Origin of the sequence: Acinetobacter sp. Tr-809, from assembly GCF_011753255.1 — a bacterium.
Classification (GTDB): domain Bacteria; phylum Pseudomonadota; class Gammaproteobacteria; order Pseudomonadales; family Moraxellaceae; genus Acinetobacter.
In genome coordinates, this window is record NZ_VWVZ01000007.1 from 132,791 (window position 1) to 151,871 (window position 19,081).

At 40.7% G+C, this 19,081-nt stretch carries 16 protein-coding genes and 3 tRNA genes; 5 read left to right on the forward strand and 14 right to left on the reverse strand.

Going from position 1 to position 19,081, the window contains the following annotated elements; all coding sequences use genetic code 11:
* Positions 1-150: 150 nt before the first annotated feature.
* Positions 151-2,343, forward strand: coding sequence for a TonB-dependent siderophore receptor (locus tag F3J02_RS15725; protein ID WP_167250783.1), 2,193 nt, complete (start codon positions 151-153; stop codon positions 2,341-2,343).
* A gap of 53 nt (positions 2,344-2,396) precedes the next feature.
* On the opposite strand, the gene glpD is transcribed toward F3J02_RS15725, so the two are convergent.
* The 3 genes from glpD to glpK form a co-directional block, all read right to left on the reverse strand.
* Positions 2,397-3,917 carry a glycerol-3-phosphate dehydrogenase gene (gene glpD / locus F3J02_RS15730; protein ID WP_167250785.1) on the reverse strand — a complete coding sequence of 507 codons (1,521 nt, stop codon included), beginning with the start codon at positions 3,915-3,917 and terminating at the stop codon, positions 2,397-2,399.
* A 261-nt stretch (positions 3,918-4,178) separates the two neighbouring features.
* Complete coding sequence (locus tag F3J02_RS15735) at positions 4,179-4,937, reverse strand: DeoR family transcriptional regulator (RefSeq protein ID WP_167250787.1); 759 nt, start codon at positions 4,935-4,937, stop codon at positions 4,179-4,181.
* A 51-nt stretch (positions 4,938-4,988) separates the two neighbouring features.
* Positions 4,989-6,503 (reverse strand): glycerol kinase GlpK, encoded by a 1,515-nt coding sequence (glpK, locus tag F3J02_RS15740; RefSeq protein WP_159882447.1) that lies wholly within the window; start codon positions 6,501-6,503, stop codon positions 4,989-4,991.
* Positions 6,504-6,764: 261 nt separating this feature from the next.
* Here glpK and F3J02_RS15745 point away from each other — a divergent pair, with 261 nt between their 5' ends.
* Entirely contained in the window at positions 6,765-7,187 is a 423-nt protein-coding gene (locus tag F3J02_RS15745; protein ID WP_167250789.1) for a hypothetical protein, read from the forward strand.
* Between the two features lie 65 nt (positions 7,188-7,252).
* On the opposite strand, the gene F3J02_RS15750 is transcribed toward F3J02_RS15745, so the two are convergent.
* The 3 genes from F3J02_RS15750 to folD all read right to left on the reverse strand — a co-directional run bounded on the left by F3J02_RS15750 (position 7,253) and on the right by folD (position 9,263).
* Positions 7,253-7,537 (reverse strand): GNAT family N-acetyltransferase, encoded by a 285-nt coding sequence (locus F3J02_RS15750; protein WP_167250791.1) that lies wholly within the window; start codon positions 7,535-7,537, stop codon positions 7,253-7,255.
* Between the two features lie 159 nt (positions 7,538-7,696).
* On the reverse strand, positions 7,697-8,365 hold the full coding sequence (locus tag F3J02_RS15755) for a class I SAM-dependent methyltransferase (RefSeq protein ID WP_167250793.1): 669 nt from the start codon (positions 8,363-8,365) through the stop codon (positions 7,697-7,699).
* A gap of 49 nt (positions 8,366-8,414) precedes the next feature.
* Positions 8,415-9,263, reverse strand: a complete 849-nt coding sequence (gene folD, locus F3J02_RS15760; RefSeq protein WP_167250795.1) for a bifunctional methylenetetrahydrofolate dehydrogenase/methenyltetrahydrofolate cyclohydrolase FolD — start codon at positions 9,261-9,263, stop codon at positions 8,415-8,417.
* Between the two features lie 152 nt (positions 9,264-9,415).
* Between folD and F3J02_RS15765 the strand changes: the two genes are divergently transcribed.
* Both F3J02_RS15765 and F3J02_RS15770 read left to right on the forward strand, forming a co-directional pair.
* Positions 9,416-9,489 (forward strand) — tRNA-Cys (locus tag F3J02_RS15765).
* 8 nt (positions 9,490-9,497) lie between these two features.
* Positions 9,498-9,583 (forward strand) — tRNA-Leu (locus F3J02_RS15770).
* Between the two features lie 128 nt (positions 9,584-9,711).
* Here the strand turns inward: F3J02_RS15770 and F3J02_RS15775 are convergent.
* Positions 9,712-11,472 (reverse strand): alkaline phosphatase D family protein, encoded by a 1,761-nt coding sequence (locus F3J02_RS15775; RefSeq protein WP_167250797.1) that lies wholly within the window; start codon positions 11,470-11,472, stop codon positions 9,712-9,714.
* Between the two features lie 213 nt (positions 11,473-11,685).
* Between F3J02_RS15775 and F3J02_RS15780 the strand changes: the two genes are divergently transcribed.
* Positions 11,686-11,771 (forward strand) — tRNA-Leu (locus tag F3J02_RS15780).
* Between the two features lie 144 nt (positions 11,772-11,915).
* On the opposite strand, the gene pgaD is transcribed toward F3J02_RS15780, so the two are convergent.
* The 7 genes from pgaD to F3J02_RS15815 all read right to left on the reverse strand — a co-directional run bounded on the left by pgaD (position 11,916) and on the right by F3J02_RS15815 (position 18,645).
* Entirely contained in the window at positions 11,916-12,332 is a 417-nt protein-coding gene (gene pgaD, locus F3J02_RS15785; RefSeq protein WP_167250799.1) for a poly-beta-1,6-N-acetyl-D-glucosamine biosynthesis protein PgaD, read from the reverse strand.
* A gap of 33 nt (positions 12,333-12,365) precedes the next feature.
* The gene (gene pgaC / locus F3J02_RS15790) at positions 12,366-13,622 is read right to left on the reverse strand and encodes a poly-beta-1,6-N-acetyl-D-glucosamine synthase (protein ID WP_005184274.1); all 1,257 of its coding nucleotides are present in this window, start codon (positions 13,620-13,622) and stop codon (positions 12,366-12,368) included.
* 13 nt (positions 13,623-13,635) lie between these two features.
* On the reverse strand, positions 13,636-15,633 hold the full coding sequence (pgaB, locus tag F3J02_RS15795; RefSeq protein ID WP_167250801.1) for a poly-beta-1,6-N-acetyl-D-glucosamine N-deacetylase PgaB: 1,998 nt from the start codon (positions 15,631-15,633) through the stop codon (positions 13,636-13,638).
* Positions 15,634-15,886: 253 nt separating this feature from the next.
* Entirely contained in the window at positions 15,887-16,288 is a 402-nt protein-coding gene (locus F3J02_RS15800) for a hypothetical protein (RefSeq protein ID WP_167250803.1), read from the reverse strand.
* A gap of 372 nt (positions 16,289-16,660) precedes the next feature.
* The gene (locus F3J02_RS15805; protein WP_004652009.1) at positions 16,661-17,002 is read right to left on the reverse strand and encodes an FKBP-type peptidyl-prolyl cis-trans isomerase; all 342 of its coding nucleotides are present in this window, start codon (positions 17,000-17,002) and stop codon (positions 16,661-16,663) included.
* Positions 17,003-17,031: 29 nt separating this feature from the next.
* The gene (locus tag F3J02_RS15810; RefSeq protein ID WP_004801500.1) at positions 17,032-17,562 is read right to left on the reverse strand and encodes a YaeQ family protein; all 531 of its coding nucleotides are present in this window, start codon (positions 17,560-17,562) and stop codon (positions 17,032-17,034) included.
* Positions 17,563-17,616: 54 nt separating this feature from the next.
* Positions 17,617-18,645: a CobW family GTP-binding protein gene (locus tag F3J02_RS15815; protein WP_167250805.1), complete on the reverse strand. Its 1,029-nt coding sequence runs from the start codon at positions 18,643-18,645 to the stop codon at positions 17,617-17,619.
* Positions 18,646-19,081 lie beyond the last annotated feature (436 nt).

A 19,081-nucleotide genomic window follows, 5' to 3' on the forward strand; every position in this document is an offset into this window, starting at 1 on the left:
CACTTCGGTGGCCTTTTTTATTAGCTAATTTTCGAAAATTCCTATTAACCCATCGTCCCACGCCAGCTATTCCCATTAAGCTTTAGACAAAATAAATTGCAAAATTAACGAATATTAACAATAATTGTAACAATAATATTTCTCATTTACATGGTTGTAGGTATGAGTTCATCGCCTCTGTTTAAACGCACCCCACTCTTTTTAGCTATCTCAACATTAGTCAGTATCAGCTCTTATAGTTATGCACTTGATGAGGGATCGCGACAACTGCCAACCATCAAAGTCCAAGCAACTCAGGACAGCGACATCAGCGAGAAAACCAAAGCATACAGTATTAAAAATAGCTCAAGCGCAACCAAACTGAATATTGAAGCCAAAGAAATTCCGCAAACCGTTAATGTAGTAACACGTCAGCAAATTGAAGATTTCGGTCTGACCAGCTCTAGAGATGTACTCAACAATACACCAGGTGTGACCGTTAACTCACTTGAAACTGAACGCTCAGTGTATATGGCACGTGGTTTTGAAATCTCAAACATTCTGGTTGACGGTGTAGGCTTCCCTTCTGGTGGCTGGAATTATAATGATACCAATCCAGACAGCTATTTCTACGATCGTATTGAAGTGATTAAGGGTGCAGATGCACTAACCAATGCATTTGGCGATCCAAGCGCAACCATTAACTACATCCGTAAACGCCCAACTAAAGAGTTCCAAGCCAATGCAGGTCTAAGTTATGGTTCATGGGATACGCAACGCTATGAAGCAGATGCCTCAGGCAGCCTCGTATCAGATGGCAGTGTTCGCGGTCGTGTTTCTGGTTTTCAGCAAACAGGTGATTCGCACTTAGATCGCTACACTTCTGAGAAAAATGGGATTGCAGCTGCCTTAGAAGCAGACCTTACTGATAGTACATTGCTTACCATTGGTGCGAGTCAGGAGAAAAATAAACCGAATGCCAATAACTGGGGTGCTTTACCTCTTATGGATTCTTCAGGTAAACAAATCAGTTATGATCGCTCTTATAATCCAAACCCAGACTGGACCTATTGGGACAATACTTCGCGAAATGCATTTTTTGAGCTCAAACAGAAACTTTCTGAGAATTGGTCAGCCAACCTAAACTACAACTACAATGAAAAGAATCGCGACAGCCGACTGTTATACTATTATGGTTATCCAATAGCTAATGGCGCTGATATCGATTTTACCGCTAAAGGCTTTAGTGAAAAAAATAAACAACACAGTGTTGACCTCAACCTAAATGGAAAGTTTGAATTATTCGGTCAACAACATGAAGCGATTGTTGGTTACAGCTTCACGCAGAGCAAACAAAATGACGCTCAAACTGTGGGCGACATCCAAGACAGTAATGTTGGAATATGTGTTCGTGGCACAGGCGACAATGAATACAAAGCCCAATGTACTACTAATTGGGCAAGCTGGACCCCAAATAGTGTGATCTGGGGTCCATTCACAAAAACAGCAGATTATACTCAACGTAATCAATCTGTTTATGCAGCAACCCGCCTACACTTCAATGATGATTTAAAATTAACCCTAGGTGCAAACTACGTCCAAGCCAAGAGTGAAGGTACGAGTTACGGCGACCCAATGAATTATAACGAGAGCAAAGTATCGCCATATGCGGGTATTACCTATAACTTCACCCCTGAATATACGGGTTATATGAGTTATACCTCGATTTTCCGCCCACAAACCTCAGTTGACAAAGCAACGGGCAAAGTTGCAGATCCAATTGAAGGTAAAAGCTATGAAGTTGGGTTTAAGAGTTCTTGGCTAGACAACAAACTTACTGGAACACTGGCTGTGTTTAGAACTGAGGAAAATAGCTACCCGCTTCGCTCAACTGACAACCCTTCTCTCGATCGTAGAGTTGAAATTAGTGATCTTCGCTCACAAGGTGTAGAAGTTGGTCTGGCGGGACAACTCACCGATCAAGTCAATGTTTCTCTTGGCTACACCCAATTTAGCCTGCAAGACCTAAAGAATGGCGGTGCTGCAAGAACTTATAACCCAACGCAAAGCTTCAATCTTCTAACAACTTATTCCCCTGCTCAGCTACCAAAACTGAAAGTTGGAGCAGGTGTGAAATGGCAAAGTAAAATCACCCGCTTTGACCCAAGCTATAGCACTTACCTCAAACAAAGTGATTATGCGCTGCTCAATTTGATGGCAAGCTATGACATTAGTCCAAATCTCAGTATTCAGGCCAATGCCAATAACGTAACTGATAAAAAATATCTAAACAGCTTTACTGATGGACAAGCCTTCTACGGAGCACCTGCAAATTACACCGTTGCATTCCGCTTCAAGTACTAATTAAGACTAATAAAAAAGCCCCTTATTCAAAGGGGCTTTTTTATTAGGAATTTTTAAGCAGCAACCGTGGTATTTGGTTTATTTGCTAAATACACATCTAAGCTTTCGATTTCGCTTGGCGCAAAATTAAGACCTAGCTTTGAACGTCTCCACAAAATATCTTGGCTAGTCGTTACCCACTCAAAGCGACATAAATAATCCACTTCTTTCGCATACAAGCCTTGACCAAAATGCTGACCTAACTGCTCAACCGAAGTTGCTTCACCCAAGATATTCCAGATACGTGAACCATAAGCAGATGCCCAACGTTTTGCCAAAGCCTCAGATGCATCGGTGACTTGTGCACGAATCTCTTTCGCCAACTGTTCAGCTGTTGCCATGTTTTCACCACCAGGCAAAGCTTCTGTCGCTGTCCAACTGCCTTTCATTTCTGGGAAAAATGCTTTGAGCTGCTGCATGGCAGATTCTGCCAACTTACGATAAGTCGTTAACTTACCACCAAAGACTGACAGTAACGGCGCCTGATCTTCTGCTTCTTGCGATAAAGCCAAAGTATAGTCACGGGTAATGGCAGATGGATTGTCTGATTCATCGTCACATAATGGACGTACACCCGCAAAAGTAGAAATAATATCGGCTTGGGTTAACTGATTTTTGAAGTGCGCATTGCTTACCTCAATCAAGTAATCAATTTCTTCTTGGGTGATTTTTACTTGTGCAGGATCACCTTGATACTCACGATCCGTGGTTCCAATCATGGTGTATTGGTCTAAGTATGGAATCGCGAACACAATACGACGATCATCATTCTGCATGATAAATGCTTTGTCGCCTTCATAAAGCTTCGGCACAATGATATGGCTACCTTGAATCAAACGAATGCCATATGGTGATTTAAGCTGTAAATCTTGCTTAATGAATTGTGCAACCCAAGGGCCAGCAGCATTCACTAAAGCCTTAGCTTTGATCTGGAATTGACCTTGTGCATTTTCCAAATCAACGATCCAGTATTGCCCTTCACGTTGTGCAGATAGGCAACGGGTACGCGTCACAATGTCTGCACCCTTTTCACGTGCATGCATGGCATTCAACACGACCAAACGAGAGTCATCTACCGCGCAGTCTGAATATTCAAAACCGCGAGTAATCGCAGCGTTTAATGGGCTGTCTTCTTTAAAATAAACGTTGTTCGAACCCAATAACTTTTCACGTTTACCCAAGTGATCGTAAAAGAACAAACCTGTACGAATCAACCACGCTGGGCGTAAGTGTGGACGATGCGGCATGATAAAGCGCATAGGACGGATAATGTGTGGTGCTTTTGCCAACAATACTTCACGCTCAGCCAGCGCTTCACGGACTAAGCGAAACTCTTTGTGTTCAAGGTAACGTAAACCACCATGGATTAACTTACTACTTGCAGAAGAGGTATGGCTAGCCAAATCATCTTTTTCACAGAGGAATACAGATAAACCACGACCTGAAGCATCCGCTGCAATACCAACACCGTTGATACCGCCACCAATCACAGCAAGGTCATAAATTTTTTCATTTGACTGAGGAGAAGTTTGCATAAATCACCGCAAATATTCATTATTTTTCAATAACGAACATTTAAACACGTGAAATGAAAATAAACAACAAAAAACAGTCAAAAAAATGCCAATTTATAGACATTTTTAGATAAATGGTAAAAATTGAAAATGTATCTATTTAAAAAAGGATCGACTGGCAATATCAAGACTGCTCAACGTTATAGCATTATTCTTATTGAAATATTCTTGAGCCAAAAGGGCTCAGCTCAAGAAAAGTAACAATTTTTCGGAAATGAAGATTTACTTGGCAACAATCAGCCCAACATCCAAATCGCGAATGGTTTTCATAAACTCATCATTCGGCTGTTGATCGGTAAAAATACAGTCGACTTGCTTCAGTGAACCTAAACGGATCATCGCATTACGACCAAACTTACTGCTATCCGCGGCAAGGAAAACTTGGCGAGCACTTGAAACAATCTCTTGAGATACGCACACTTCTTGGAAGTCGAAATCCAACAAAGTACCATCTTCTTCAATACCACTGATCCCCACCAATGCGTAATCTGCCTTAAACTGCTTGAAGAAATCCGCAGTCGCTTGACCAATCACTCCACCATCTGGACGCACACGCCCACTGGCAATCAGTACTTCAAAGTCTTCTTTGGTGCTGAGAATTTTGGCAACATTGAGATTATTGGTAATAATCCGCAAACCTGTATGGTTTAACAATGCATGTGCGATTGCTTCGGTTGTGGTCCCAATATTAATAAACAAAGAAGCATGATCAGGAACGGCTGCAGCAACTGCGGCTGCAATCATTCTCTTTTCTTCTAACATATAACCAACACGCATCGTATATTCAGTGTTTTCCACACTCGAATCATGCGCTGCACCACCGTGATAACGTCTCAACAAACCCTCATCCGCCAATTGATTAATATCCCGACGGATGGTTTGTGGGGTGACATCAAAATGCTGAGCAAGTTCTTCAATACTGATATAGCCACGCTCTCTCACTAGTTCGAGGGTTTTCTGTTGGCGTAGTATCAAGCTCATGCTCATCCATCCTGTGTTGTTTTAGATCATATTAAATGGGTCTATTTTAGCTTAGTCTTCCGCCCAATCACGAGTACGTCCGACAGCTTTTAACCAACCTTTATAGAGTTTTTCAGTCACATCCTGACTACACTCTGGTACAAAGGTATTTTCGATGGTCATTCTACTCTTCAATTCATTCAAATCCGACCAGAAACCGACAGCTAAACCAGCCAAGAATGCCGCACCCATGCCTGTTGTTTCTTTCATCGCAGGACGTTCAACTGACGTGCCCATGATATCGGCTTGGAATTGCATCAAGAAGTTATTGGCAGTCACACCACCATCAACACGCAAGGTACGCAATTTCTCACCTGAATCCTGCTGCATGGCATCCAATACATCACGCGTTTGGTAAGCAATCGACTCCAATGTGGCACGAATAATATGTTCGATGCTTACACCGCGGGTAATACCCAAGATCGCACCACGTGCTGTTGGATCCCAATATGGTGCACCTAGACCTGTAAATGCAGGCACCACATAGACACCGTTACTGTCTTTTACTTTGGTTGCATAGTATTCAGAATCATGCGAATCATTAATCGCTTTCAGTTCATCACGCAACCATTGCACACATGAACCACCATTGAACACTGCACCTTCCAGTGCATAGTTCACTTCACCACGTGGACCACATGCAATCGTCGTCAATAAACCATGATCAGATTGCACAATGCGTTTGCCCGTATTCATAAGCAAGAAGCAACCAGTACCATAAGTATTTTTTGCTTGACCCGCTTCAACACACATTTGTCCAAACAATGCAGCCTGTTGATCCCCTGCAATACCTGCAATTGGAATCCCAATTTCCTGACCACTAATGGTATGTGTATAACCGTAAATTTCAGAAGAACCACGAACTTCAGGCAACATCGCTTTAGGAATATTTAATGCTTCAAGCAGTTTATCGTCCCATTCAAGCGTTTCGATGTTGAATAACATCGTGCGAGATGCATTGGTATAGTCAGTCACATGCACTTGACCATTGGTCAATTTCCAAAGCAACCATGTATCAATCGTACCAAATAAAAGCTCGCCACGTTCTGCACGTTCACGGCTGCCTTCAACACGATCCAGAATCCACTTAATTTTAGTTGCAGAGAAATATGGATCAAGAACCAGACCAGTTACTTTATGAACGTAATCTTGCCAGCCATCTTGGCGAAGCTGATTACAAATTTCATTGCTTTGTCGGCTTTGCCATACAATTGCATTGTAAATAGGTTTACCTGTCTTTTTATCCCAGATGACAGTGGTTTCACGTTGGTTGGTAATCCCAATCGCTGCGATTTGCTCACTAGAAATACTTGCTTGCGCTAAAGCTTCAACCCACACTGCACTTTGAGTCGCCCAGATTTCCATTGGATCGTGCTCGACCCAACCTGGTTGTGGGTAAATTTGCGTAAACTCACGCTGAGCAATACTGATGACATTCGCATCGTGATCCAATACGATCGCACGTGAACTGGTTGTACCTTGGTCAAATGCAACCACGTATTTTTTTTGACTATCTGTAGAGATCATGACATACCTATCCAGACTTGCTTATGTATAGTGCAATAAATTAAACGCCCGTTAAAAAACGGGCTCAAATACTACAAAAAAGCAATGACTTCTGTATTAAATAAAAAACTTGGCAGATTATATGCAAAATTGTTCGAAAACGAAAATTCTTTCTTTATATTTGAAGCTAAAAAACGATGAATAGCCTGTGTTTTAAAGATTCCTCACAATAAAAAACTTATTTTATGCGATACTAAAACCAGAAATAACAGGATCATTGATATGAAAAAAACCAATTTATTGCTAATTATGAGCGGTGCTCTTATTCTTTCAGCCTGTCAAAGCAGTCCACATCAATACAATGGTACAACAGGCTATCAAATCGAAAATAAAACAGCCACCTCTGCAACCGTTGCCTATACTTTAGCTGCGCGTAGCAATAGAGATCTAGATGAGAAGAAATTACAACACGCATGCAAGCAAATTTTAGGTGTAGACAAGACCTATAAACTCGCAGTGCTGAGCGTCAATGAGATCGTCAATCCAGCGCAACAAGAACAATATGGGGTAAAAATCGGTAATAGCCGTGCAACATTTGGTTTATCTAATTCCCCAGATTTAAATAATAGTGAAGGCTATGCAACCCGTCAGGCACTTGAAACTCGCCCAAGTACACTTAAAGTTGTTCGTTATACCTGTTCTTAAGTTCTTTACTTAATCAATAAAAGAAAATGGATGTATTCCATCATTTAGAATACATCCAACTCATCTTATTCTTTTAACACATCACGAATCGATGAGTCCTTATCAAAAACAGATTTTGAAAAAGGACATAATGGAATTACCTTCACTTGGCGTTCACGAACAAATACAATCAGTTCATCTAACAGCTTGCGTCCTACGCCTTGACCACGAAATGCTTCATTGACATCGGTATGGTCAATAATCAGCATACTATCCCCCGCCCATGTATACGCCATTTCACCTGCAAGTGCTTCACCTTCGAAAAGCTTAAGTGCACCGTGTTTGCCATCATCAACTTGCTGAATACCCATACACCTTCCTTTTTAGTCAAACATTCTTTTAGAAAATAGAATAAATAGCGATTAAAGGAGATCGCTTTATTTCATTTCAATGTTTTAGCATGAGCAGCAACACTGTTGTGTTGAGATTTGATAACCTCTACACAACTAAGCGTTTGGGATCACGAATATTTATTTGGTGCGGTAAAAGCTGACGTTTCTAAACTCTTTGGCTTCATCCAAATCTGGCCAAGTACTTGCACTACGTTCATCAATTTTTAGATATTGAGGATGACTAAAGTTTTTGACTCGGCTATCAGCGACCCATACTTCAGGTGCAAACTTTAAGAACTCATCCAGAAAGAAACGATTAGATTGGTCATACAACACATCTGCTGCCAATAACACATCAACCTGATCGGACTGATACAAATCATCTAGATATTCAAGTTCAACATCATTCAACAATGCATTTTCACGACAGGATGCGAGGCTGACAGGATCGATATCACAGCAAATGACACGCTTTGCTCCTGCCATTTTTGCTGCAATTGCAACTACGCCTGATCCAGCACCAAAATCTAGTACCACTTTATCTTTGACATGATGCGGCTCTGCCAACAGCCATTGTGCCATCGCTAAACCAGAGGCCCAACAAAAAATCCAATACGGAGTTTCATTCCAAATCCGTCGAATCACGTCATCATCTAAACGGTCTGTTGGAAATACAGGTGGTATGAGCCATAACGAAATTGGCGTTTCGGGAAGTTGTTGTGCTAATAAATCAGTATTAGGAATAACTTGATGCAGAGCCTGCAACAAATGTTCAGGTGCTTTGGCAAATTGGAATGTACAACTCATATTTCTTTAATTCTTTAAAAAAGCCCCTCTATTCAGAGGGGCTAAAATATTAACCTAAAGCTTTTTCTGCGGCTTCTACCGTTTGGCGAATCAAAGTCGTAATCGTCATCGGCCCTACACCACCAGGAACTGGGGTATAAGCAGAAGCGATTTCTTCGATACCGACCAATTGGATATCACCAACACCACCACCATCACGTGGATGGAAACCCGCATCAACTACAACAGCACCTTGTTTGATCCAGTCTTTTTGAATCAATTCAGCTTTACCGACTGCACCAACAATAATATCGGCTTGTTTTACCAATTCTGGAAGATTTTGAGTACGAGAATGGCAAATCGTCACAGTTGCATTGGCTTGTAATAACATCATCGCCATTGGTTTACCCAAAATAGCAGAACGACCCACGACAACCGCATGCTTACCAGCGATTTCAATTTTGTTTTCTTGCAAAATAGTCATGATGCCAGCAGGAGTTGCTGAACCATATGCCGCTTCGCCCATTGCCATACGACCAAAACCTAAGCAAGTCACGCCATCAACGTCTTTCGCCAATGAAATCGCATCGAAACACGCTCTTTCATCAATCTGTTCAGGCACTGGATGTTGCAACAAGATTCCGTGTACATCTGGATTAGCATTTAATTTTTCAATTTCAGCCAATAATTGTTCAGTTGTGGTTTCTTTTGGAAGTTCAACTTTTAATGAGTCCATGCCAACACGGCGGCAAGCATTGCCTTTCATACGCACATAAGTTGCAGATGCGCCATCATCACCAACCAAGATAGTTGCCAAGATTGGGGTACGCCCCGATTTTGCTTTTAATGCTTCTACACGTACCAACAAATCCGTTTCAATTTGTTTTGCTAATGCACGACCGTCTAAAACCAATGCCACAGCGCATCTCCAAAGTGGGTATGAATCAATTGCGTAAATAATACATGATAATTTGAGCAATATTCTTTTAGATGTTGTTTTTATGTGCATATTCGCTATAAACACTATTGTTTTTTTTTTAAAGATTGCTAATATGTGCATCACCAAGAGATGGCGGGGTGGCAGAGTGGTCATGCAGCGGACTGCAACTCCGTGTACGCCGGTTCGATTCCGACCTCCGCCTCCATTGGTAAAGCCCGAGTGGTGAAATCGGTAGACACAGGGGATTTAAAATCCCCCGCCCACAAAGCGTGCCAGTTCGAGTCTGGCCTCGGGCACCATCTTTCAGCTACTGAAATATGGTGCAAATAAAAATCCAGCGTAAGCTGGTTTTTTTATGTCTAAAATTTAAGAGCAGATCATAAAAAAGCCAAGTTCATTGACTTGGCCTCCCTACCACTTTTGAAACTTAAGCCACTTGCTGTCCTGTTTTTACTGGCAATAGGTTTTTATCTAAACTTAATTGATAACCTCGTGTTTTATCAATCACATATTCAGGCTTTTTGATCGAATCGACATAAATCCACTGCGATTGAACCTGCGCAGCATCAAATTGCACGATCAAATAGCCTCTTTGATTTAAGTTGCAATAATTCAACTCATCAATCAAAGTCGTAAATGCAAATTCAAACTGTTGCAACTGCGCCAGTGGAATATTTAAATATTTTTCCAAACCCGGTGAAGACACCGAACTGGTTGCCAATTCTACCCCTACAAAGACACCATCTTTACTATATAAGTTCGATGACCATGCGTTATGGGTATCTCCTGCCAGCACCACAACCTTTTTCTTTAGTTGAGCCAAAGCGCCATATACAATTTCACGCTCGGCAAAATAGCCATCCCATGCATCTAGGTTATAAGGTGCAACTGTCAAAACACGCGCTTTTTCTTGTGCAGTTAAACTAGGATCACCCTGTAATAATCGAATTTTCAATTTTACTAATTCAGTGATTTGGGCATTCATCTTATTTAAAGTATCTGCACTCGGATTGCCTGCGGTAATCTCAGCTAAGGCAAGCAGCAGTTCTGCAGGAACCAACATCTTGGTCATTAAAATTTGCTGACCAAGCACATTCCAAGTTGCTGTTGACTGTTGCAGTTTTCCAATCAGCCAATCACGTTGGGTATAGCCCATTAAAGTACGCGCTGGATTAGTGAGATCTGCTTGGAATTTTGCAATATCCAAACCATTCGCTGTCATATAATTGGCATAATCCAACTGTTCATCACGCGCAATAATACGCGTATCCAACATCGTCAATTGAACCAGATTGCCAAAATCGAACTGGCGGTAAATCTTGGTGTGTTGATCATCGACAGGGCGAATTGGCATCCACTCAAAATAGGCCTGCAAAGCTGCCAATTTACGATCAAGGAAAGGTCCTTCATTCGGTTGATGATTTTCAGCCCCCTCTCGCCATGCATCATTGGCTAACTCATGATCATCCCAAATCACAATAAATGGATGACGATGATGCAAGGCCTGCAAGTCTTTATCTTTACGATACAGCGCATAACGTTTGCGATAATCATCTAATTTAATAATTTCTTTACTGTTATCTGCAGCTAGGCTTCGTCCCAATTTAGCTGCATCTTCTGCTGCATAGCCATCTGCACCATATTCATAGATGTAGTCACCAAGGTGAATCACTACATCGACATTCTGCTTGGCCATTTCACGGTACACATAGAAATAACCTGCTGGGTAGTTTGAACATGAACATACCGCAAAACTGACTTTTGTCGTGCTGCTTGGCAAAGTCTTGGTTTGCCCGATAGGCGAGCTCTTATCACCGAAAATAAAACGGTAGAAATAGCTTTGATCCGGTTTCAAACCTGTCGCATCAACCTTCACGGTAAAATCTTGTGAAACCGAAGTCGTTACCTTATCCGTTTTAATAATTTGCTTGAATTGCTGATCTAAAGCAATTTCCCAAGTTACTTGTAAACGTGCGCTACTGTCGCTTGGTGTCAAGCGCGTCCATAAGATCACACGATCTTGCAAGGGATCACCACTGGCAACCCCATGTTCAAAATTCACTTGTAATGTTGTTGTCTCTTGATCTGAACTGTCGTTACACCCCGTAAAACCCGCAGATAAAGACAACGCCCCGAAACCGAATAGACTTTTTTGAATAAGTTCCCGTCGTGAAATTTTTGCTGTCATTTGGATAGCTACCTTAACTTTTATCACTATAAATAAATGACTTAAATTAATTAGCTTTGATGAAGCTTTGATCTCAATTTGATGAAAGAATCATTAAAATTATATGACAATGCTTATTTTTCATCAGATAAGCACATGAATTGATTGAAAAGAAAGCAAATAATCTGTTTTGCTCTTGCCAAGTTTTAAAGTGTCCTCTATTATTGCGCACATGCCCGAGTGGTGAAATCGGTAGACACAGGGGATTTAAAATCCCCCGCCCACAAAGCGTGCCAGTTCGAGTCTGGCCTCGGGCACCATCTTCCAACTAATGAAAGATGGTGCAAATAAAAATCCAGCCTAAGCTGGTTTTTTTATGCCTAAAATTTAAGGACATATAATAAAAAATGCCTTAATTAAAAAAATTAAAGCATTCAATATTGTTGATCTAGAACAATAAGTAATTATTCGACTCGAATAATTTTACCATTTTCATCATGATGTACGATGCTAACCTTCTGCTGACGCCCTACCTGAATTTCTTGCTCAGGTAATTCGAAATAACGCGCATAATCAGGTAAGGTCTTTTCAACAGCATGCTTTTGATGCACACGTTTTGCTGGCAAAAAACCCCACAACAACAATGCAACTGCACACATAAATAATGCCGTTACACCATGCTCAATGCCGTCGCTAAATGCGGACATTAAACGTTGTGCGATATGGGTCTTTTGCAACTCAACCAGCACCCATACCAAAATAAACGGACGCCATAACAATAACCACCCCGCCCACATCATTGCGGTGGTAGTAGTCGAGAAGTAACGTTTATGCCATGGGAGTTGGCGACGTACATCAATAATTAAACTGTCAGCTTTCATTGCTTATTACTCAGCAAAATGAATCTTTCCGATTCAACGAATTCCACGATCTGGGCTAATCCAACGGGCACGTTTCTCATCATTACGCAACAGCACCTTTGGAAAGGCGACGATTGTAGCAGTAATCGTGATCAACCAAAACACAAACGGGTACCAAATCATCCAATAATAATTTTTCCCTAGGCTTGGCTCATAACGACTATCCATCCATTTGCTTAAAGCAAACTGAATTAAGCAGGTCGCACCTAATAAAATTCCACTACCGTATGGTAAAAATGGCGAACTCACCACAGCGAGAGCTGGGATTGCAAAGATAAAATGCAATAACCAGATCACCGCCATAATAAGCATCAAATATGACCAAATGAGTGTCAAACACAGCTCAAACATCAAAGGCCATAAGAAATTAAGTTTAGGCTTTAAAAACACATCAATATTTTTAACCAGAACCTGTGCCCCACCCATAGCCCAACGTAAACGCTGTTTCCATAAACCATTTAAAGTTTCAGGCATCAAAATCCACACCAAGGCATTGGGCTCAAAGCGCACATCCCAACCAGCACGTTGCAATTTCCAAGTGATATCGATATCTTCAGTCAACATATTCGGTGACCAATAATCAACTTGATGGACAGCACTTTTACGAAAGGCGGTGATCACACCAGATACGGTAAATAAACGACCAAAAGTACGTTGTGCGCGCTTAATCATACCGACAATTGAAGAAAACTCCCCCACCTGAATTCGTCCAAGCAAGGTCGAACGTGTCCGAATACGCGGATTACCCGTGACTGCGGCAACTGTTGGATCTTCCAAGAAATGCCGCATCATCCATTTAGCGGCATGCGGATCAAGCAGAGCATCACCATCAATCCCGATCAGGAATTCTGCATCGGTCATCAAGCTACCTGCTTGTAGCCCCATCGCTTTGCCCTGGTTCTGAGCCAAATGCACGACACGTAATTTTTCATATTGCGTGGCTAATCGATCTAGTACTTCACCCGTATTGTCAGAACTGCCATCATTAATCGCAATTACCTCAAAGTTTGGATAATCCAATTTCAGTGCATGACTAATAGTTTCTTCAGCATTGTCCCCCTCGTTAAAGCACGGCACTAAGACCGCGACTTTGGGATACTCAGGCAAAGCTGCGGGTTGCTGATAGGGAGGATCTTGACGCTCCTTCCAGTAAAAAATAATTGCCCCAACCATCCATAAATACGACATAAATAGTGGATAGTAAAAAACAAACTTAATGGCATATGACCACAATAAAGCAATCCAACTCATCTACCTTACTCGACTATGGTACTAATTGAGATGATTTTAGACCAAATGCCTTACGCATGGTTTCTACATCTGGATGCCCTTTGATCGGATCATCTGGATAATACGCCACGTGCATTGCGCCTTGCTCATATAAAGACTTAATCGTCGCTGCCATTTCTTCAGACGGCACTTTTTGATCATTGCGCCAATTCACCGCTTGCAACTCCATCACGGTCTTTTTAATCCCATTTGGATACTGCTTCACACGGTTTATAATGTCTGAATAAAACTTGGCTGGATTGTCTGATTGCTCCATATAAGGCATCGCCATAATCGCTGTAAAGTCATAACGATTCAGGGATTGTTCTAAGGATTGAGCATACCAGTTTTCCGCATAGGCATTTAATGCCACTTGTGCGTAAAGATTACGAGCAGTCACGAGGAATGGCTGATATTGACGGACTTCTCCAGCAAGTTCCATCGCAAAGTCATCTAAATAATTCGTTTTATAAGCGGTCCATTTTTGCAAGTCCGTATCATTGTCACGTATCTTCGCTAAATCTGTTGGTAAACCTTGTTTGGCATACGCCGCCAACGCATCTGGACTGGCATCTTCATAGTCTGACAAAGTTACATCGTCATGGAATAACAAGCCATCGAACGGTGTTGATTTAGCAAGATCCTGATAAATCTCTTTAATGGTCTGACGTGCTTCTGGTGAGAATGGGCTGAGACGAATATAGCCCATATTCAAATGCTCACCCGCTTTTGCTTGCTGGGTTTCCACCAAGTCTTTCGACACTGGATCAGTCTTAGGTAGTTCCCAAGCCAAAAGTGGCATCCATGCATATAGACGCTGCACTGGAGTACGGGTTTGAATCTGCCAAGCCACTCGATTGAACAAATCTGCACGCATTGGAATATGACGATTTGGGAAATACACCATATCAGCAGAACCATTGGCATCAGGATCAGAAAAGGCCTGTAAATAGACTGTGTTCACGCCCATACCATTAATACGGTCAATCAGATGGTCGAGATTACGTTCTTGCTGTTTGCTATCTGGATCATAAATGTAGTCTAAATCGACATGCATAATTTTTTGCGGTCGATTGTTGTCATTCAGATTCAATTCACGGTTCTTAATCTCTTGCGCCAAAGCGCTGGTGGACATATTGCCCTGAATCAAAATACGGCTCATATTCTGTAGCGATTGCTTGGCATGATCAGCTCCATCATCCAAAGTGATGGTAATCGGCATACCCAGCTGCTTAGCCGTTTGTACCAATTGCATATTATAACGACCATAAGGCCAAACCATGACACGTGGCGAACGTAAACCATGTGCTTTTAAAAGATCATTATTGGTTTTTAAATCTTGATAAACACGGGCTTGATATACCGCATCACTTTCATAGCTCTTGGTTTTAGGATCATAGATTCGCGTAATCGCAGCAGGCTCTAGATTACCCTGTGGATTACCATTAATCCCTTGATGTAAATGATAACTATGGCTGGCGATTTCAACCAAACCACTGTTTTGCATTTCCTTCAGCTCATCCCAACTTAAGATTTTATTGCGTTCAATCGGCTCACCACCAAAATCAACTTTCTGCCCTGCTTTAGGCTCCAACCATGAACCAACGACAGCCAAAACTACTGGAATCTTTTTGGCACGAATAATCGGATATGCATTTTGATAAAACGACTGATAACCATCATCCACGGTCAGTAAAATAGGTTTACTGGGCAACTTATATTTGCCTTGATGTGCCTTAATTAATTGATCGACATTAATAAAGTGATAACCATTCTTTTTCAGCCAGTCGATGTGCTCACCAAACTGCTTCGCGGTTACTGCATAGCTTGGAATCAATGCATCTTTTCGATCTGTAATTTCGTGATACCCAATGACGGTCAATGTGGTTGCATCGATTTTTGGATTTGCCGCAAAAGTTGTGGTGCTGGCAACCACCCCAAACACTAGACCTAAAAAAGTTTTTAACGTCGGGGACACTAAACGTGTTGTCATAGAGATATCGTCTCAAGATTAGAAATTCGTTGATCGCAGATCATGCCTGCATCATCTTACAATTTTATGGACAAATAAGATGTTTTTGATGGTCAGCTGGAAGTACGGATTGTATTTATAATTTTAAAAGCTGAAAATAAACTTAAATGTATTTTTTATGAAATCAATCACACTTTAATTGAATATTTTTTAATAAGCACAGTTCCTGATATATAAATCGATATCAGGAACTTTCAATCACGATAAAAAAGAATTAGTACTCAATTGATTGGAAATTCGGATGATCTGCAAGCTGCTGTAAATAGTGGCGTTCTTTTTGATAAAAATATTTGTTCAGACGATTCACCCATTCGCCACGGCGAAAGGTCTGAATTTTTTTATGCACCCCATCATATTCCAGTAACACCACATTGCTATCATTTTCACCCATTGCTAAACGGGTGATTTTATAATCATGTGGCGCATACTGGTGTGAAGGCTGCAATGATCTGAGGATTTCAATTTTATAATCCCCATCAATCCAATAATGTTTATCAATTAAGGCTTTCTCATTGACCCAAAAACCAGTCTGTGCCCCATCATGGGTATCTATCAGAAAAAAATGATCCAGCTCTTTTAATAATTCTGATGCAGTGATATCCAAATAATCATTCATATCAACCTCTACTCACTCAAATTCTTACCGTTACTTTTTTTGCCGAATTTTTATAATGGAGAAACTATCAGTGACTACCCCCGTCAACTTATAGTGACCGAAAGTGCAAAATTCCATAGCCTTAGATTAAATACAGCTTCATCAAAATCAAGGTCGTAGAAAAATTGCTCTTTTAACTCAAAGATATACAGCACTGTATATAGAGAATCAATATTTTTTTCTTAGACTGCAATAAAATTCAGATAAAAGAAATATTTTTAAAAATCAAAACCTTATTATATGGTTGGCAATATTATTTTATACTTATGATTTTTAAGCGATTTCGTCTAAAAATAGACCAAATCGCTTTATTTTTTGAATAGTAAAAACCGGTTATTCGTCGCGTGTTTTCACATCGAATAGCTCAATTTCAAAAGTTAAATTGGCATTGGCTGGAATGATCTTGCCCATTTTACGTGAGCCATAAGCCAAGTGTGCAGGAACAATCAATTTACGCTTTCCGCCCACACGCATTCCCATAATGCCTTGGTCCCAGCCTTTAATCACACGTCCAGTACCAATCACCGTTTCAAAGTAGTTACCACGATCTAAAGATGAGTCAAACTTGGTTCCATCTTCCAACCAACCGGTATAATGAGTCGTAATCAAGGCACCACGAACTGCTTCTTTACCTTCGCCAACTTTTAAATCAATAATTTCTAATTCTGCACTCATTTCTATCTCTCCAAATCACTCAAGCTAAATTATTGCAATTGTTGCCACTGAATGTCGACCTGACCTTTGTCGCTTAACAATGTCCATTCGCCATCCATAATATTCAGCTGCAATTGCATGGTACGTTCGCATAAGCCCTCAAGTGCCTGCGTAGTTTGTGGGGCCAATTGCCACACTTGCACATTGCTTAAGGTTTTAATCTTGGTATTTTTCTGCCACCAATCATCTGACTGAGAACCATAAGTCACAACTGCAACATTCTTACAACGTGCACTCGCCTTTTTCACTTTATCTTCAGATGGGCAACCCACTTCGATCCATTGCTCTAACAGCCCAGTCAAATCTTTTTGCCATAACGCTGGCTCATCTGTTTCAAACAAGTCTTTGGTGAACTCTAAACGCTCATCAGCAAAACGTGCATAAGCCAGAATACGAACCATTAAACGTTCAATAGTTTCAGAAGGATGCTGAGCAAGTGTAAGCTGATAATCTGCATAGATATGCTCATCCATATTGGCAATATTGAGGTCTGCCTTATATATTGTTGCCTTTAACGCCATAAACTAAACTCTTAAATACAATGTTCTCAAATTTGGCGCTAAGCATACTCTATTTTACCGAGGAGCATGTGCGATTTGATCATCAATTGGATCTATACGGCACTGCAATAATTGTGTTTCAAAAGCTAACCAATCCTGTGTTGATTGGCAAATGATTTCAACTCGATTATCGATGCTCTCTTCAGCCGACTTATAGTTAAACTGTTGTGGATTAAAGTTAAAGCTTTTCCAACCTTGATCTGTATTAAAGATTCCTTTAATTCGCACCCAATCCTGTTGCGCACACAATAAATCTAATAGTTCATAAAAGTTGAATTGCCAACGCTTAGGTAACTTCCAACCCGCCACTGTATAACCCTGAGCTGTTTCTACATAGTGATATGGAAGCTGCTTTATTTCTGATAGCTGTTCAGTCGCTGCTTGCGCTTGTTGTAACTTTAATAAGGGTTGAATCTTACGTTGAACAGGTTGCTGCTGAATATCCAATTGTTGAATATCCACCTGCCCATTTTCAGCTTCAATCCAATACTGGACATAGGTTTCATATTCTTGTTTTAAAGTCACGTAGGCTTGATGATCTGCTGCTGTCATACAGTCGATATGCGACAACACCACAACCTGTGCTGCTTTTAGTTGATCGGTATATAAATTCTGTTTGACCCAATCCTGATCATGCAGACGACTCCCATCTACAACAATCACCAAAGCACGCATTGCCAAGCTTGTTTGCCAATGCGGTTCAGTCAGTTGTTCCAATAATTGCGCTGGATGCCCTAAACCCGTGGGTTCGATAAATAAACGATCAGGTTTGCTTTCACTGAGTAAGCGCGAAAGTGCTATCTGCATCGGCAATTGACTGCTACAGCACAAACAACCACCGAGCAACTCTTTCACCGCATAACCTTGCTGCTGGGTAATCAGTTGTTGGTCTACCCCAATCTGTCCAAACTCATTCATGAGAACTGCCCAAACCTCATGCTCAGGCTTTTGAGTGAGCAAATGCTGTAATAATGTGGTCTTCCCTGCCCCTAAAAAGCCAGAAATAATATGCGTGGGCACTGTTTTGGGAGCAATAACCTTCACGATCAACTCGCTTTAAAAATTTATTTCATTCTAAAGATAAAATTTGATGAAATAAAATAAAGAATGATTTTTCCACATAATTAGACCAAAATATTATTTTATAAAAATAATGAGATATATCTCACAAATTAAATCTAAAATTCTTATTTAAATGTAAAATATAAATGGTTTATTCAATTAATGATTTTTCACCGAAGCGCATATCGTGTTTAAAACACGTAAAAAAACTGCTCGTTTTTTAATCTAAAAAACATATTTACATACATTTTCATCCTTAATTTCTTCATGATGTTTTACATAGTAACTACATAAGGCGATTCAATATTTCATATTGTTAAGATAGGCGTAATAGATTGTTAAGAATATTGCCGCAACAACGTTTGGCACATAGCATGAACCTCATGCCGAAATTGAGAGATTTGGATTAACCGAATCA

Excerpts from the sequence above, each read along its gene's own strand:
- F3J02_RS15745 (WP_167250789.1), top strand. The coding sequence starts at position 6,765 with ATGAAAAAAACCAATTTATTGCTAATTATGAGCGGTGCTCTTATTCTT.
- F3J02_RS15775 (WP_167250797.1), bottom strand. The coding sequence starts at position 11,472 with ATGACAGCAAAAATTTCACGACGGGAACTTATTCAAAAAAGTCTATTC.
- pgaC (WP_005184274.1), bottom strand. The coding sequence starts at position 13,622 with ATGAGTTGGATTGCTTTATTGTGGTCATATGCCATTAAGTTTGTTTTT.
- glpK (WP_159882447.1), bottom strand. The coding sequence starts at position 6,503 with ATGATCTCTACAGATAGTCAAAAAAAATACGTGGTTGCATTTGACCAA.
- F3J02_RS15755 (WP_167250793.1), bottom strand. The coding sequence starts at position 8,365 with ATGAGTTGTACATTCCAATTTGCCAAAGCACCTGAACATTTGTTGCAG.
- F3J02_RS15800 (WP_167250803.1), bottom strand. The coding sequence starts at position 16,288 with ATGAATGATTATTTGGATATCACTGCATCAGAATTATTAAAAGAGCTG.
- pgaB (WP_167250801.1), bottom strand. The coding sequence starts at position 15,633 with ATGACAACACGTTTAGTGTCCCCGACGTTAAAAACTTTTTTAGGTCTA.
- F3J02_RS15750 (WP_167250791.1), bottom strand. The coding sequence starts at position 7,537 with ATGGGTATTCAGCAAGTTGATGATGGCAAACACGGTGCACTTAAGCTT.
- pgaD (WP_167250799.1), bottom strand. The coding sequence starts at position 12,332 with ATGAAAGCTGACAGTTTAATTATTGATGTACGTCGCCAACTCCCATGG.
- F3J02_RS15725 (WP_167250783.1), top strand. The coding sequence starts at position 151 with ATGGTTGTAGGTATGAGTTCATCGCCTCTGTTTAAACGCACCCCACTC.
- F3J02_RS15805 (WP_004652009.1), bottom strand. The coding sequence starts at position 17,002 with ATGAGTGCAGAATTAGAAATTATTGATTTAAAAGTTGGCGAAGGTAAA.
- F3J02_RS15735 (WP_167250787.1), bottom strand. The coding sequence starts at position 4,937 with ATGAGCTTGATACTACGCCAACAGAAAACCCTCGAACTAGTGAGAGAG.
- F3J02_RS15810 (WP_004801500.1), bottom strand. The coding sequence starts at position 17,562 with ATGGCGTTAAAGGCAACAATATATAAGGCAGACCTCAATATTGCCAAT.
- glpD (WP_167250785.1), bottom strand. The coding sequence starts at position 3,917 with ATGCAAACTTCTCCTCAGTCAAATGAAAAAATTTATGACCTTGCTGTG.